Here is a 16,644-nt window from a genome sequence, read left to right as displayed (position 1 = left end):
TCCAATCGTTTGACACTGCTTTCGCATTTTGGTAAATTGAATATAGTATTAGCACTCGTTCTACTTGAGTGCTAACAGGAGTGATGATCATGTTGACAAACAGGCAATTGCTTATCTTGCAACTGACGGTTAACGACTTCATCGAATCCGCTCAGCCTGTGGGCTCCAGACAGCTTTCGAAAAAAAAGGAAGCGCCTTTCAGTCCGGCCACGATACGCAATGAGATGGCAGACTTGGAAGAAATGGGTTTTTTAGAAAAGACCCATACGTCATCCGGGAGGGTCCCTTCTGAGAAGGGATACCGATTTTACGTCGACCACTTGCTGACTCCCCAAAAGCTTAAGACGGAGGATAACCTCCAGCTCCGTTCGGTATTCCGGGAAAGGGCGCTGGAAGCGGAAGTGCTGATAAGAAATTCTGCGTCCATCCTGTCTGAACTGACGGATTACACGACGGTTCTGCTCGGGCCGGATACAAAAGCGCATAAGGTAAAACGTTTTTCGATCGTGCCGCTGTCGGATGACAAAGCTGTCGCCATCATGGTGACCAATACAGGAAGAGTGGAGAATCATGTCGTCGATATTACGGACGGCCTGTCACCATCTGATATTGAACGGATGGTGAATCTTCTGAATGAACGGCTCGTCGGAACGCCGCTGTCGGACATTCCCAGAAAGCTCGCTGCTGAGTCGAAACAGCTGTACGAGCGCCATGTGAGCAATGCAGGAGCAATCCTTTCGTCCATACAGGACGCCATGGCCGGAAAGACGGATGAACGGCTCTTCCTGAGCGGTCAGATGAACATGATGAAACAGCCGGAGTTCAATGACATAGAAAAAGTGAAGTCCTTTCTCGAGGCTATCGAACAGGGCGTACCGCTGCGGCTGTTCGAACAGACTTTTGCGGGCATCCAAGTCCGCATAGGTTCCGAAAACAAGGAGCATACGCTCGATGATTTCAGTGTTATCTCCACCGCCTATGCCGTTGGTACCGACATGACCGGTTCAATTGCCATCATCGGTCCGAAACGGATGGACTACGGCAGAGTGATCACGCTGCTCGATATTCTCAGCGAAGACTTGTCGGCGGCATTGGAAAAACTCACGATTGATGGAAGAACGGATAGGAGGAACAAACCATGACAGAAAAAGAACCAGTTTCCGAAGAAGTTGAAAACAGCAGCGGTGCGGTGAACGATACCGAAGAAGAAAACGCTGTGCAGCCTGACGCTGAAAATGGCACTGCAGATCAGACAGACGGTGCAGAGGCGGATGAAAGAGATCGGCGGATTGCAGATCTCGAGAACAGGCTGGAAGAAGAGGAGAACCGCCGGCTGCGGATTCTGGCAGACCTCGATAACACCCGCAGGCGGGCGAACCTGGACAAAGAGGCGATGCAGAAATACCGCGCCCAGGAAGTACTGACGCACCTCATACCTGTTCTCGATAATTTCGAAAGAGGTCTGTCCGTCCAAGCCGAAAGCGAAGATGCGAAAAGTCTGATGACGGGTATGCAGATGGTGTACCGCAGTCTTGGCGATGCACTGAAATCCGAAGGTCTTCAGGAGATCGAGGCGGCTGGTCTCGACTTCGATCCGAACTTCCATCAGGCCGTCATGACCGGTACGGATGAGGAGAAGCCATCCGGCATCGTGCTTGAAGTGCTGCAGAAGGGGTATATGCTGAAAGATCGAGTACTCCGTCCGGCGATGGTGAAAGTGAACGAATAATCGAGTCTGACAACCTACTATAACGAACACATTTTAGGAGGAATTTTTCTATGAGCAAAATTATCGGAATCGACTTAGGAACAACGAACTCAGTAGTGGCAGTTTACGAAGGCGGAGAAGCGAAAGTGATCCCGAACCCGGAAGGCAACCGCACAACACCTTCAGTCGTAGCGTTCAAGAACGGCGAGCGGCAGATCGGTGAAGTCGCAAAACGCCAGTCCATCACGAACCCGAACACGGTCATGTCGGTCAAACGCCACATGGGTTCTGATTACAAAGAGAAAGTCGACGGCAAGGAGTATTCACCACAGGAGATCTCAGCAATGATCCTCCAGTACATGAAAGGCTATGCGGAAGACTATCTCGGCGAGAAAGTGACGAAGGCTGTCATCACAGTTCCGGCTTACTTTAACGACGCACAGCGCCAGGCGACGAAAGACGCCGGTACGATTGCCGGTCTCGAAGTCGAGCGGATCATCAACGAGCCGACAGCAGCGGCGCTTGCATACGGTCTTGACAAAACGGAAGAAGACCAGACAATCCTGGTCTATGACCTTGGCGGCGGTACATTCGACGTATCCATCCTGGAACTCGGAGACGGCGTCTTCCAAGTGCGCGCAACTGCGGGCGATAACAAACTGGGCGGCGATGACTTCGACAATATCATCATCGATTACCTCGTCCAGGAATTCCGCAAAGAGAACGGCATCGATCTGTCAAAAGACAAAATGGCGATGCAGCGCCTGAAAGATGCGGCTGAAAAAGCGAAGAAAGATCTGTCGGGTGTTACATCGACCCAGATCTCACTTCCATTCATCACAGCAGGGGAGGCCGGACCGCTACACTTGGAAGTGAATTTGTCCCGTGCGAAATTCGACGAACTGACAGCATCCCTCGTGGAGCGCTCGATGGTTCCGACACGCCAGGCCATCAAAGACGCCGGCCTGTCAGCTTCAGAATTGGACCGCGTCATCCTTGTCGGCGGATCCACCCGTATCCCGGCCGTCCAGGAAGCAATCAAGAAAGAAACAGGCAAAGAGCCGTTCAAGGGCGTCAACCCTGACGAAGTCGTTGCGATGGGAGCTGCTGTACAGGGGTCGATCCTGACAGGGGACGTTAAGGACGTCGTGCTTCTCGACGTGACACCACTGTCGCTCGGCATCGAGACGATGGGCGGTGTCTTCACGAAGCTGATCGAGCGGAATACGACTATTCCGACAAGCAAGTCGCAAGTATTCTCGACAGCTGCGGACAATCAGCCTGCAGTGGACATCCATGTCCTTCAGGGAGAGCGCTCCATGGCGAGCGGCAATAAGACGCTCGGCCGTTTCCAATTGACGGATATCCCGCCGGCACCACGCGGAGTCCCTCAAATCGAAGTGACGTTCGATATCGACAAGAACGGTATCGTAACCGTCAAAGCGAAAGATATGGGCACTCAAAAAGAACAGAACATCACCATCCAGTCGAGCTCAGGCCTTTCTGATGATGAAATCGACCGCATGGTGAAAGATGCCGAAGCACACGCGGAAGAGGATAAGAAGCAGAAGGAAGAAGCTGATCTCCGTAACGAAGCGGACCAGCTCGTATTCATGGCTGAAAAAACCGTGAAGGACCTGGAAGGAAAAGTTTCCGAAGAGGAGATCAAAAGCGTAGACGAAGCGAAGGAAGCGCTGAAATCCGCAATTGAGGCAAACAACTTGGAAGACATCAAAGAAAAGAAAGATGCTCTCGAACAAGTCGTCCAGCAGATGACGATGAAAATGTATGAGCAGGCACAAGCCGAAGCGAACGCACAAGGCGGAGACCAGCCGGGTTCGGACGACGACGGAGTTGTTGACGCCGATTTCTCTGAAGTGGACAACGACAACAAAAACTGAACCGATACTTGATTGACGGAAAAGTCAAAGTCCGATATTCCGGCTTTGGCTTTTTCGTTTGTACCCAAACAACCTCTTTTAGTGTTACAATGCACTCAACGCTAAATGAGTTTTCAGGAGTGTGGACCAATGAGCAAACGTGATTATTACGAAGTGCTTGGCGTGTCGAAGTCGGCAACCAAGGAAGAGATCCGGAAAGCGTACCGCAAGCTTTCCAAGCAGTATCACCCTGACTTGAACAAAGAGGCAGGGGCGGAAGAGAAGTTCAAGGAAGTGACGGAAGCCTTCGAAGTGCTGAGTGACGAAAACAAGCGGGCTTCCTATGACCAATACGGGCACGCAGATCCGAACCAGGGCTTCGGAGGGGGCGGCTTCGGCGGTTTCGGCGGAGGTGACGGTTTCGGGTTCGAGGATATTTTCAGTTCGTTCTTCGGCGGTGCCGGCGGCAGACGGCGTGATCCGAATGCACCGCGCAAGGGAGACGATCTCCAGTATACGATGACAGTCGACTTCATGGAGGCGGCCTTCGGAAAAGAGACCGAGATCGAAATTCCGCGTGAGGAAGTTTGTGAAACGTGTCATGGCAGCGGCGCCAAGAAGGGCACCACTCCGAAAACGTGTACGAATTGCGGTGGAACCGGTCAGATTTCCGTCACCCAGAACACACCGCTCGGACAGATGGTCAACCGCAAAGTCTGTAACGTGTGCGGAGGAACGGGCAAGATCATCCCAGAGAAATGTGAAACGTGCCACGGTTCAGGCCGCGTGACCAAGCGCAAGAAAATAAAAGTCACCATCCCGGCAGGTGTCGATGATGGCCAGCAGCTGCGGGTGGCAGGCCAGGGTGAAGCCGGCGTGAACGGCGGTCCGGCAGGAGACCTGTACATCGTGTTCCGTGTACGCCCGCATGAGAAGTTCATCCGTGAAGCGGACGACGTCATCCTGGAAGTCAACCTGACGTTCCCACAGGCGGCACTGGGTGACGAAATCGAAGTGCCGACGATCCACGGGAAAGTGAACTTGAAAATCCCGGCAGGCACGCAGACCGGCACCACGTTCCGCCTCCGAGGTAAAGGGATCCAGAACGTCCACGGCCACGGAATCGGTGATCAGCATATCATCGTCAAGCTTGTGACCCCTAAGAAATTGACAGAGAAACAGAAGGAACTGCTGCGTGAATTTGCATCGATCGACGGAGATTCGCCGGGCGAATACTCAAGTTCCCTGTTCGATAAAATCAAGCGGTCATTCAAAGGCGACTGAAAGGATTGAGTACACGTGAAATGGTCTGAAATTACAATCCACACAACAAACGAAGCGACGGAAGCAGTCGCGAACATTCTCCACGAAGCAGGTGCCAGCGGTGTCGTCATCGAAGATTCCGTTGAGCCGGAGCGGGAGCACGAAGACCGGTTCGGTGAAATCTATGATCTTGATCCCGGAGATTACCCTTCGGAAGGCGTGCTCGTGAAAGCATACCTGCCTGCGAACAGCTTCCTGAAAGAGACGGTGCAGGAAATCAGTGAATCGATCGATAAGCTGAAGGAATTCAACCTCGATACAGGGAAAAAAGCGATCACGACAACTGAGGTGGATGAAGAGGACTGGGCGACCGCCTGGAAGAAATACTATCATCCTGTCAAGATTTCAGGCCGTTTCACGATTGTACCGACGTGGGAGTCGTATGAACCCGTCGAGTCGGATGAACTGATCATCGAATTGGACCCGGGTATGGCTTTCGGGACAGGTACGCATCCGACGACGGTCATGTGCTTGCAGGCGCTGGAGAAGTATGTGAAGCCTGAGGACTATGTCATCGACGTAGGAACAGGTTCGGGTGTGCTGGCGATCGGGGCTGCCCTGCTGGATGCTAAGGAAATACTGGCGCTGGATCTGGACGAAGTGGCGGTCGCTGCAGCGAAAGAGAATATTTCCCTGAACAATTGTGACGAAAAGATAGAGGTCATGCAGGGGGATCTGCTGGAATCTGTAAATGAGCAGGCCGATGTCATTGTCGCCAACATCCTTGCGGAAGTCATTGTCACCTTTTCCGCAGATGCACACGAACTGCTGGCTCCGGGCGGCCTGTTCATCGTCTCGGGGATCATTTCCGCAAAGAAGGACCTGGTCAAAGAGGACCTGATCGGAAAGGGCTTCGAACTGGTCGAATCGGTCGTCATGGAAGACTGGGTCGCATTGATCGCCCGTAAAAAAGAGGTGTAATCATGCAGCGCTATTTTCTGGATGCTCCATTCGATGAAACAGGTGCAGCCGTCATCACTGGCGAAGACGAGAAGCATATTACTCGTGTCATGCGGATGTCGCCGGGGAACACGATCTGCTGTGTGTACGACGGCATCGGTCATATCGCCGATATTACGCATATCGACGAAGCCGGTGTCCATGTCCAGGCGGCCGGCCGCACTGCACAGAAGAGTGAGCTGCCGGTCCGTGTGACGCTGGCATGCGGGCTTCCGAAAGGCGATAAGCTGGAACTCATCGCCCAGAAAGGGACAGAGCTCGGAATGGCCGGCATGATCCCTTTCCAGGCTGCGCGTTCGATCGTCAAATGGGATGAAAAAAAAGGCGGCAAAAAAACAGCGAGGCTTGAAAAGATCGCGAAAGAAGCAGCAGAGCAGTCACATCGCACGGAAGTGCCCGTGATCAGTGAACCAGTCAGTTTCCGCCACATACTCGGCATCGCCGGTCAGTTTGATGTATGCCTCTTTGCGGACGAGGAGGATGCGAAGGAAGGCATGTCAAATAAGATTGCAGTGCGTCTGCAAAAGGTGTATCATGGACAATCGATACTGGTCCTGTTCGGGCCGGAAGGCGGTCTGTCACGCAATGAGGCGGAACAGCTTGAAGAGTCCGGCTTCCTGCCGATGTCACTCGGGCCCCGCATCCTGCGGACGGAAACTGCACCTTTGTATGTCCTATCCGCCGTGTCCTATGAATTCGAATGAAAGAGGTGAGCAGCTGATGTCATTGGTTGCCTTCCATACATTGGGCTGTAAAGTGAACCACTATGAGACTGAAGCGATCTGGCAGCTGTTTAAAGAAGCCGGCTATGAGCGTACGGAGTTCGAGAAGAACGCCGACGTCTATGTGATTAATACGTGTACTGTCACGAACACAGGGGACAAGAAGAGCCGTCAGGTCATCCGTCGGGCTGTCCGACAGAATCCGGACGCGGTCATCTGCGTCACTGGCTGCTACGCGCAGACATCCCCTGCTGAAATCATGGCAATCCCCGGAGTCGACATCGTTGTCGGCACCCAGGACCGCACCAAACTGCTCGGACTGATCGAGGAGTACCGCAGCGAGCGCCAGCCGATCAACGCTGTGCGGAACATCATGAAAAACCGTGTGTACGAAGAGCTGGATGTTCCTGCATTCACTGACCGCACACGTGCTTCCCTGAAGATCCAGGAAGGCTGCAACAATTTCTGCACATTCTGCATCATCCCATGGGCCCGCGGCCTGATGCGCTCCCGGGATCCGGAAGAAGTCGTCCGGCAGGCACAGCAGCTTGTCGATGCAGGCTATCTCGAAATCGTATTGACCGGCATCCATACCGGCGGATACGGGGAAGACCTGAAAGATTACAACCTTGCGAGACTGCTGACAGATCTTGAAACGAAAGTCCATGGTCTCAAACGGCTCCGCATCAGTTCCATCGAAGCGAGCCAGCTGACGGACGAAGTTATCGAAGTGCTGAAGAATTCGGAAATCATCGTACGACACCTGCATATCCCGATCCAATCCGGCTCGGACACAGTCCTGAAACGCATGCGCCGTAAATATACGATGGAATTCTTCGCGGAGCGTCTCGACCGCCTGCGTGAAGCACTGCCGCACTTGGCGATCACGTCGGACGTAATCGTCGGATTCCCGGGGGAGACGGAAGAGGAATTCATGGAAACATATAATTTCATCCGTGATCACCGGTTCTCCGAACTGCATGTATTCCCGTACTCCAAACGGACCGGTACGCCGGCTGCCCGGATGGAAGATCAGGTCGATGAAAACGTCAAAAACGAGCGTGTCCACCGTCTGATTGAACTGAATGATCAGCTTGCCAAGCAATATGCTGCCGAGTTCGAAGGTGCCGTGCTTGAGGTCATCCCTGAAGAGAAATTCAAAGAAGATCCGGACAGCGGTCTGTATGAAGGGTATACCGACAACTATTTGAAAGTGGTGCTGCCGGCTGCTGAATCCATGGTCGGCAAGATTGTCCGCGTCAAATTGCTGAAAGCAGGATATCCTTACAACGAAGGCCAGTTCGTCAGGGTTCTTGAAGAGACGAAGGAATTGGTTCACTGATCGCAGAGAAGCTGCCGGATTGACGGCAGCTTCTTTTTTATCCGTCTTTCTGATAAGATGGAAGAGGTACATACAACCTTCAGGAGGTCATAGAAATGGAAACGACTGCTATTGCTAACATGATCGATCATACGCTGCTGAAAGCGGATGCAACGGAATCACAGGTCACATTACTGTGCCAAGAAGCAAAAAAGTACGGGTTCGCCTCTGTCTGCATCAACCCCGCATGGGTGAAAACGGCTGCAGCTGAGCTGGAGGGCTCCGCAGTGAAAACGTGTACGGTCATCGGTTTCCCCCTCGGCGCATCCACTTCTGAAGTGAAAGCGTTCGAAACGAAAGACGCCATCCGCAATGGAGCCGGCGAAATCGATATGGTCATCAATATCGGAGCGCTGAAAAGCGGAGATACTGAAACTGTCCGCAAAGACATCGAAGCGGTCGTGGATGCCGCTGGTGATCAGGCAATCGTGAAAGTCATCATTGAAACGTCACTTCTGTCGGATCAGGAAAAGCGGGCTGCTTGTGAATGTGCTGTGCAGGCGAACGCTGATTTCGTAAAGACGTCCACCGGCTTTTCAACGGGGGGAGCGACTCCGGAAGACGTCAAGCTCATGAGATCGGTAGTCGGACCTGAAATGGGTGTGAAAGCTTCCGGCGGTGTGCGGAGTCTGGATGATCTGAAAGCCATGAAGGAAGCTGGCGCTACACGTATCGGTGCAAGTTCTGGAGTTGCAATCATGCAGGGACTCCAATCTGAAAATGATTACTGATTTCTAGTTTTTTATTGACGGTTCTAAAATAATAGGATATAATTTTCAAGTACATAGCAGTGTGCTATGTTCGAAGTGTGTTCGGAGGGAGGGACAAGAGATGACTAAAACAACTGTTCGTAAGAACGAATCACTTGAAGATGCTCTTCGCCGCTTCAAACGTACCGTATCTAAGAGCGGTACGATTCAGGACGTAAGAAAGCATGAGTTTTATGAGAAGCCAAGTGTTAAGCGGAAGAAGAAATCCGAAGCTGCTCGTAAACGCAAATTCTGATTAACTCCAATATTGATTGCCTGCGGCAATGTTAAACCAGTAAATGCGCGTAAGCCGGAAAACCCTCAGTGGTTTTCCGGCTTATTTTTTTATTCCTTAAAGGTTTGGCTGTGTAAATGAATTGTTTCTGCAAAAACTTTCAAGAGAATGAAACTTACGTGAGTTTCATCCGTATAACAGGTATACTGAAGAGACAATCATCCAGGAAAGCAGGTGATAATTTGCATAAATGGGTTCGTATTTTGCTGCTCTTAACACTGATTGTTTCAGCTGTATCGCTGCCGTTTTCCATCCACGCTTCTGCTAAAAAGGAAACCGTTTACAAAGTTCCTGTACACGGCGAAGTCGAGAAAGGGCTGTACGCGTTCCTGAAACGGTCTTTCACGGAAGCTGACGAATCGGACGCGGATGCGATCATATTGGATATCAACACACCAGGCGGTTTCACGGAAACTGCCGGCGAGATCGCAAAACTGATGGATGAGACGGAACTTCCGATCATCGCTTATGTCAATACACGGGCGATGTCCGCGGGGGCGTTTCTTGCGCTCCATGCCGATAAGATCTACATGGCGCCAAGCTCCAAGATCGGTGCTGCAGCGGTTATCGACGGGTCAGGAAACGCAGCCGGCGTGAAGGCGCAGAGTGCATGGTCCGCCGACATGCAAAACGCTGCCGAATCACACAATCGGGATCCGAAGTTTGCACTTGCAATGGCGGATGCTGATATCGACCTGAGCGAGTTCCGGGCCGGTAAAGGGGAATTGCTGACGCTGACGGATAAGGAAGCCGCCCGGCCGGACGTCAAGTACAGTGAAGGCACAATCAAGGACTATGATGCCCTGCTGGCGGAAATCAAACTGGACAATGCGGATATCATCACATCGGAACCGGCGTTCAGTGAGAAGCTTGCAAGGTTCATCACGAATCCGGTCGTAGTCCCGATCCTCCTGTCAATAGCAGGACTCGGGCTTGTCGTCGAATTGTATTCACCAGGCTTCGGCGTGTCGGGGACAATGGGGCTGTCGGCACTGCTGCTGTTCTTCTACGGTCATCTGATCGCCGGACTGGCAGGATATGAAGCACTTCTGCTGTTCCTGCTCGGTGCTGCTCTGATCGTTGCCGAGCTGTTCCTGCCCCATGGCATCGCAGGCGTGCTCGGAGCGGTGGCAGTCACCGCAAGTATCATAATGGCCGGCGCGAATCCGATGTATATGGCAGTCTCGGTGCTCATCGCAATTGCTGTAGCAATTATGGGGATGGTGGTAATCATGAAATTCTTCGGGAAACGGCTGCATCTGCTCAACAAGATGATTCTGCTGGATGCAACCGATACGGAAAGCGGATATGTGTCCAATGTGAACCATATCGACTGGATCGGCAAAACAGGTGTCACCATCACGGCTCTCCGGCCGTCAGGCGCCATCGTCATGGACGGCGATCGGATCGATGTAGTTTCAGAGGGAAGCTACATCGACAAGGGGAAGCATGTTAAGATAGTGAAAGTTGAAGGCTCCCGCACCGTAGTACGGGAACTTCAGGAAATGGAGGGAAATGAATCATGATCAATGGCGGTCTTGTAGGGATTGTTGCGATTGTCGTTGCGGCGATCATCGTCCTGTCTGTATTTTTCACGTTCGTCCCAGTCGCATTGTGGATTTCCGCGCTGGCGGCAGGTGTACGGGTCAGTATTTTCACACTAGTCGGGATGAGACTCCGGCGGGTTATTCCGAGCCGGGTGGTCAACCCGCTCATCAAAGCACATAAGGCCGGTGTCGATGTGACCATCAACCAGCTGGAGAGTCATTACCTTGCAGGCGGGAACGTCGACCGTGTCGTCAACGCCCGGATTGCAGCCCAGCGTGCGAACATCGAGCTGTCATTCGAGCGTGCTGCAGCGATTGACCTGGCAGGACGGGACGTTCTCGAAGCGGTCCAGATGTCGGTCAACCCGAAAGTGATCGAAACGCCATTCATCGCAGGTGTTGCCATGAACGGTATCGAAGTGAAAGCGAAAGCGCGTATCACGGTCCGTGCAAACATCGACCGGCTCGTCGGCGGTGCGGGTGAGGAGACGATTGTTGCGCGTGTCGGCGAAGGGATCGTTTCGACAATCGGTTCCTCGGTCGACCACGCCAAGGTGCTTGAAAATCCTGACCTGATTTCTCAGACGGTCCTGACCAAAGGGCTCGATTCAGGGACTGCTTTCGAAATCCTGTCGATCGATATCGCCGATGTGGATATTGGCAAAAACATCGGTGCCGAGCTTCAGACCGAACAGGCGATGGCGGATAAGAGCATCGCACAGGCTAAGGCGGAAGAACGCCGGGCGATGGCTGTTGCGAACGAACAGGAAATGAGTGCGAAAGTCGTCGAGATGCGCTCGAAAGTCGTGGAAGCCGAGGCGGAAGTGCCGATGGCGATGGCGGAAGCTCTCCGCAGCGGAAATATCGGTGTCATGGATTACATGAACTATAAAAACCTGCAGGCCGATACCGGCATGAGGGATTCAATCGGAAAGATCGGCAGCACTGAAAGTAAAGATGACAAACCGAAAAAACCGTAATGAGAAGCTTCAGCTTCCCGGAAAGGGGATGCGCTGATGGAACAGATTATAATTTTAGCAGTGATCGGCCTTCTCAGCACACTGTTCAGTAAAAAGAACAAAGGGGATGCCGGAACGAAAGACGTCCAGGAAACACGGCGTATGCCTGAACCACAGCAAAAGACGCCGCGCCCGGCTTCCCAGCAGCCGGATCCATTCAAACGGCTGAAGGAACTGACGGGTGATATCTACCGCGAAATCCAGGAGGAACAGCGGAAGACGGTGGAAGAACAACCCCCGGCCAGGCCGGAAATCGTTCGGCAGCCGCCGGGCGCTGCCAAAACTCCTAAGCCTGCGCCTCGGGCTGCCGGTTCACCGGTCAAGAACGAGGGCCAGCGGAATTCCGCTCCAAGGAGCGGCAGACTGTCCGCACACAATCCTGCTGCAGCTGCTGAAGAGAGCGCAAATGCTGTTCGGCTGAGCCTGACGGACGAAGAGGATATCCTGAAAGGGATCATCTTCTCTGAAATCCTCGGGCCGCCAAAATCCAAACGAAGATGAATACGCATTGACCCCCTGTGCCAAGCATACATTTGGTATAGGGGGTCTGTGCTTTGAGAAAACTATTCGAAATGGGTTCATTTGTCTCAGTCGAAGATTGGGCGTCCTTCAAACTGCTGGGCGGATATGAACTTGTCAAGATCACTGATAGTAACGTTACATTGCGCAAGGAAGGCTACAATATAGAATTGCGGGGGACCGGACTTGAGTTCGATATGCTTCTCGAACATTCTGCATTATTATCCTTTTCCGAGCTGCATGAACTCCATATAGTGAAACAGGGAGCCGGAGGGGAAGCGCATGAAAAAAAGACTGTTTGATGTGGAGCTCAGCGGCTCCTCCTGCACATCCTTCATCAATGAAATGGTGCGCAGCCGCAGGAAAGTGACACGGGTGGAACAGCAGGCAGGGAAAGTCTGGCTGAGGACGGACAGCAGGGGACTCCGCTACATAAGGGCGAACCGCAGGCGGCACCGTCTGAAAGTCCATATTGTCCGTCTGGAAGACGGACTGCCCGCTGAGCGGCTGTTCCGGTCGTGGAGCCTTTTGCTGTTTGGTCTCATCCCGTTCGCGGCTTCCTTATTCCTATGGCAGGTGACGGTCGACGCGGAACACCCGGAGACAGCAGAAAAGGTCCAGCAGGCCCTCGAACGGTCGTCTGTCAAACCGATGCAGCTGCTTGGCGGCATACCGGCGGAGGATGCCCTCCGGACGCAGATCATGGCGGTGGACCATGATCTGTCATGGGTGCGGTTTGAAAAGAAAGGGACTACACTGCATGTCATTCCGATGCTCTCGCCGAAAACCGCGCGTGTACAGGAATCCGACGGAAAACCCAGCGAACTCGCTGCACGTACAGGCGGGGTGGTGACAGGGTTCAGGCTGTCCAGCGGTGAACCGGTCGCCCACCGGAACCAGACGGTGAAAAAAGGCGACTTACTCGCGACAGGGGTCCTCGTCCAAGGTGATAAAACAGCTGTCGTCGGTGCAGAAGGAGCGGTCTTTGCTGATTACTGGCTGGAATACCGCTTCAGCCTGCCCCGAACCGTCCGGTACAGGAGCGCAGGGGAAACGGAAACAGTCATTGACTGGCAGGCTCCATGGTCGGACAAACGGCAAAACGGACGGCCATGGTGGAAAGTCGTCGAGTGGAAAGAGATGACCGACTATCCTGTCAGGGCAGAGGAATTGAACGAAGGGATGGAGGAGTCATTTCTGATTCCTCTCCTGAAACACAAGCTGCTGTCTGAAACGTCCTATGAAAAAGAGATTAAGGATGAAAACATTTTACAGGTGACGTTTGACAGTGATAAAGTAACAGGGACTGTACTTTTTTTGATAAATGAAAATATCGCGGAAAAAAGACCGATATCCCAAGGGGGAGACGATTGATTGAGTGAACAAATGCTGCAACTTCATTTGGAAGACCCGAACGAAGCCGTCATGCTGCTCGGTATTTCCGATCAGAACATCAAATTGATCGAAGAGCAGCTCGGCGCTGCCATTGTCACGAGAGGCGAGACCATTTCCCTGAAAGGCACAGAAGAAAGCACAGAGGCCGCCAAACAGCTCTTGGAGCAATTGCTCAAAGTGATCCGGAAAGGCATCCAGATCAATCAGAGGGATGTTGCAACTGCGCTTGAGATGGTGAATAATGGTACTATCGAATATTTTGCCGAACTGTATGATGCAGAAATCGCACGCAACAGCAAAGGGAAGGTGATCCGGGCCAAGACGATAGGCCAGCGGGAATATGTGCAGGCGATCCGTCACAACGACCTGACGTTCTGTATCGGACCTGCAGGGACAGGAAAGACCTATTTGGCGGTCGTGCTGGCCGTGCATGCCATGAAAACGGGTGCTGCCAAACGGATCATCCTCACCCGGCCCGCTGTCGAAGCAGGTGAGAGTCTCGGGTTCCTGCCGGGTGATCTGAAAGACAAAGTTGACCCGTATTTGAGGCCGTTGTATGATGCCCTCCATGACATGCTGGGTGCCGAACATACCGAACGGCTCATCGAGCGGGGGGCGATTGAAATCGCACCGCTCGCTTATATGAGGGGACGCACATTGGATGATGCGTTTGTCATCCTTGACGAAGCTCAGAATACGACCCATGCGCAGATGAAGATGTTTCTGACACGCCTCGGATTCGGCTCCAAAATGGTCATCACCGGTGATAAGACGCAGATCGACCTGCCAAAAGGCGCAAAGTCAGGACTGATCGCGGCTGAATCCATCCTATCCAAGGTGCCGGAGATCCATTTCCAGTATCTCGAACCCGCTGACGTCGTCCGGCATCCGATTGTTGCGAAGATTATCGATGCCTACGAGGGAGAGCAGTCCTGACCGGGCTGCTCGTTACATATTGTAAGAATCACTTAACTGACTGCATTTCTTTTGGCTGAAAGGGGATTCAAGGGATGCACAAGCCGTTGATCCGACTTATCAAGTCCTTGACATTTCAAGTAACTGCATCGTTCGTGGTCGGCCTGTCCGCCGTCCTTCTCTTTTTCCTGCTCCTGGAAGACGTCCGTCAGGAAACCTACGAACTTTCGCCCTTCGAGATTGCACCGAGCACGATACGTTCCCTGAAAACAGTTGAAGATACGGAACGCACTGAAGAAGAACGGGAACGGGTGGCGGACGAGCAGCCGCCTGTCTATCAATTCAACGAAGAGATAGCGCCGAACCGGCGGATGATCGCCCGATCGCTGTTCGATGATATTCTGGAAGTGAAGCAGTCGGTGCTTGCAAAAGAAGAGCACGTCACAGACACCGTTCTGAAGAAATCGGTGGATGAGATGAAAAAGAAACTGAAGGTGCTGAAAGAAAAGGAACCGGATTTTTACCTGAATGATACGGTACTCCGCAGCCTGCTCCTGGAAAACGAAAGCGTACTCCTGAACATCCGTCAGGAGACCGACAGCATCCTGGAGTCAGAGCTGACAAAGCCGTTCAAAGCAAAGGATCTTGCAGCCGTGCTGTACGATGCGGAACGCAAAATCAGGATGTCCGAGGACGTACCCGAAGAGCAGATCCAGACGATGATCCAGCTGATCAGGCCGCTGATCGTCCCTACTGAAACAGTCAATGAAGAACTGACTGAGCAGCGTATCAAACAGGCGAGGGACAGCATCGAGGCGACGCGGATCCTGCAGGGACAAGTACTCGTGCGGGAAGGTCAGGTGATCGACAAGGAGACGTACCGGCAGCTTCAGCTGACCGGACTGCTGACAAATCAGAGCTCCGCAAAACCGATTGCGGGTCTGGTCTGTTTCCTGCTGCTCTTGTCAGGCCTGATCTACGGATACTTCATGTTAAGCCGTGAAGACAGCGCCGTCAGGAGAAAATACTTGTTCATCTTTTATGCGGTCTTATTCCTGACAGTCATCGTGATGAAACTGGCAGGCGTGCTCGAAAAGGAATTCGACGTGCAGGTCGCCTTCATGTTCCCTGCCGCCATGGCACCCCTGCTGGTGAAACTGCTGACGAACGACCGTCTTGCAATCCTGTCGATCGTTGTCACATCCGCACTTAGCGGACTGATCCTGCAGGAAGGCGTTGCGTCGATCATGCAGATGGAAGTGGTGCTGTACTTCCTGCTCAGCGGGGTGACTGCCCTGCTGGTGCTCGGCGACAGCGGCAGGCGGACTGCTATCCTCCGTACAAGTCTGGCGGCTGCAGTCGTCAATGTGTTGTATATCGCTTTCTATCTGCTGATGACACAGTCTTCCTATACGATAGCGGAGATCATTTTCTATGCCGTCGCTGCTGTCAGTTCTGCTATCCTTGCAGCAGCGCTTACGATCGGGCTGCTCCCATTCTTCGAGTCGGTGTTCAACGTCGTCTCGGATATGCGCCTGATTGAGCTGTCGAATCCGAATCATCCGCTTCTGAAAAAAGTGCTGACGGAAACACCGGGAACCTACCACCACAGCGTGATGGTAGCAAACCTTGCCGACGCGGCATGCGAAGCGATCGGCGCTCACGGACTGCTGGCGAGGGTCGGCAGCTATTACCATGATATCGGTAAAACGGTGCGGCCGATGTACTTCATAGAAAACCAGCATGGCAAAAATCCGCATGATCAGTTGACGCCGGAAGAAAGCCGGGATATCATTATTGCCCACGCAACCGACGGTGCGGATATACTGGCGGCTCACAAAATGCCTTCACATATCATCGACATCGCCCGCCAGCATCATGGCACTAGCTTTTTGAAATTCTTTTTCCACAAAGCGAAAGAACAGGACCCCGGCGTCCGGGAAGATGACTTCCGATATGCAGGACCGAAACCGCAGACGAAGGAAATCGCTGTTATTTCCATTGCGGACAGCTGCGAAGCTGCCGTCCGTTCCATGAAGGAACCGACACCTGAAAAGATTTCCGCGCTCGTGAAAGCGATCGTCAAGGAAAAAGTGAACGACGGACAGTTCGATGAATGCGACCTGTCGCTCAAAGAGATCCGTAAAGTCGAGCAGGTCATCTGTGAAACATTGAACGGCATTTTCCACAGCCGTATCGAATACCCGAAATAACTTACATTAAGGAGGGAG

At 52.8% G+C, this 16,644-nt stretch carries 16 protein-coding genes; all 16 read left to right on the top strand.

Annotated features, from left to right (window positions below; translation table 11 throughout):
* Window positions 1-89: 89 nt before the first annotated feature.
* Complete coding sequence (gene hrcA / locus BN1190_RS09385) at window positions 90-1,142, top strand: heat-inducible transcriptional repressor HrcA (protein WP_040286657.1); 1,053 nt, start codon at window positions 90-92, stop codon at window positions 1,140-1,142.
* A complete protein-coding gene (gene grpE / locus BN1190_RS09380) occupies window positions 1,139-1,729 on the top strand; it encodes a nucleotide exchange factor GrpE (protein WP_040286656.1) in 591 nt (196 codons plus the stop codon). The genes hrcA and grpE overlap by 4 nt, the downstream gene beginning before the upstream one ends.
* A gap of 50 nt (window positions 1,730-1,779) precedes the next feature.
* Window positions 1,780-3,609: a molecular chaperone DnaK gene (dnaK, locus tag BN1190_RS09375; protein ID WP_040286655.1), complete on the top strand. Its 1,830-nt coding sequence runs from the start codon at window positions 1,780-1,782 to the stop codon at window positions 3,607-3,609.
* A gap of 129 nt (window positions 3,610-3,738) precedes the next feature.
* Window positions 3,739-4,872 (top strand): molecular chaperone DnaJ, encoded by a 1,134-nt coding sequence (gene dnaJ, locus BN1190_RS09370; RefSeq protein WP_040286654.1) that lies wholly within the window; start codon window positions 3,739-3,741, stop codon window positions 4,870-4,872.
* A gap of 15 nt (window positions 4,873-4,887) precedes the next feature.
* Entirely contained in the window at window positions 4,888-5,832 is a 945-nt protein-coding gene (gene prmA, locus BN1190_RS09365; protein ID WP_040286653.1) for a 50S ribosomal protein L11 methyltransferase, read from the top strand.
* Window positions 5,833-5,834: 2 nt separating this feature from the next.
* Entirely contained in the window at window positions 5,835-6,575 is a 741-nt protein-coding gene (locus tag BN1190_RS09360; protein ID WP_040286652.1) for a 16S rRNA (uracil(1498)-N(3))-methyltransferase, read from the top strand.
* Window positions 6,576-6,591: 16 nt separating this feature from the next.
* Entirely contained in the window at window positions 6,592-7,935 is a 1,344-nt protein-coding gene (mtaB, locus tag BN1190_RS09355; protein WP_040286651.1) for a tRNA (N(6)-L-threonylcarbamoyladenosine(37)-C(2))-methylthiotransferase MtaB, read from the top strand.
* 95 nt (window positions 7,936-8,030) lie between these two features.
* A complete protein-coding gene (gene deoC, locus BN1190_RS09350) occupies window positions 8,031-8,705 on the top strand; it encodes a deoxyribose-phosphate aldolase (RefSeq protein ID WP_040286650.1) in 675 nt (224 codons plus the stop codon).
* 100 nt (window positions 8,706-8,805) lie between these two features.
* Entirely contained in the window at window positions 8,806-8,979 is a 174-nt protein-coding gene (rpsU, locus tag BN1190_RS09345; RefSeq protein WP_025784794.1) for a 30S ribosomal protein S21, read from the top strand.
* Window positions 8,980-9,200: 221 nt separating this feature from the next.
* Window positions 9,201-10,544 (top strand): NfeD family protein, encoded by a 1,344-nt coding sequence (locus tag BN1190_RS09340; RefSeq protein ID WP_040286649.1) that lies wholly within the window; start codon window positions 9,201-9,203, stop codon window positions 10,542-10,544.
* Window positions 10,541-11,545, top strand: a complete 1,005-nt coding sequence (floA, locus tag BN1190_RS09335) for a flotillin-like protein FloA (RefSeq protein WP_040286648.1) — start codon at window positions 10,541-10,543, stop codon at window positions 11,543-11,545. The genes BN1190_RS09340 and floA overlap by 4 nt, the downstream gene beginning before the upstream one ends.
* A 36-nt stretch (window positions 11,546-11,581) precedes the next feature.
* Window positions 11,582-12,085: a hypothetical protein gene (locus BN1190_RS09330; protein ID WP_040286647.1), complete on the top strand. Its 504-nt coding sequence runs from the start codon at window positions 11,582-11,584 to the stop codon at window positions 12,083-12,085.
* 53 nt (window positions 12,086-12,138) lie between these two features.
* Window positions 12,139-12,405 (top strand): hypothetical protein, encoded by a 267-nt coding sequence (locus BN1190_RS09325; RefSeq protein WP_040286646.1) that lies wholly within the window; start codon window positions 12,139-12,141, stop codon window positions 12,403-12,405.
* A complete protein-coding gene (locus BN1190_RS09320; RefSeq protein ID WP_040286645.1) occupies window positions 12,386-13,477 on the top strand; it encodes a sporulation protein YqfD in 1,092 nt (363 codons plus the stop codon). Before BN1190_RS09325 ends, BN1190_RS09320 begins: the two co-directional genes overlap by 20 nt.
* Window positions 13,478-14,434, top strand: a complete 957-nt coding sequence (locus BN1190_RS09315) for a PhoH family protein (RefSeq protein WP_040286644.1) — start codon at window positions 13,478-13,480, stop codon at window positions 14,432-14,434.
* Window positions 14,435-14,508: 74 nt separating this feature from the next.
* Window positions 14,509-16,626, top strand: coding sequence for an HD family phosphohydrolase (locus BN1190_RS09310; RefSeq protein WP_040286643.1), 2,118 nt, complete (start codon window positions 14,509-14,511; stop codon window positions 16,624-16,626).
* Window positions 16,627-16,644: the final 18 nt, after the last annotated feature.

This window comes from Sporosarcina koreensis, assembly GCF_000826145.2.
Classification (GTDB): Bacteria; Bacillota; Bacilli; order Bacillales_A; family Planococcaceae; genus Sporosarcina; species Sporosarcina trichiuri.
This window is presented reverse-complemented; position numbering and strand designations above follow the sequence as displayed.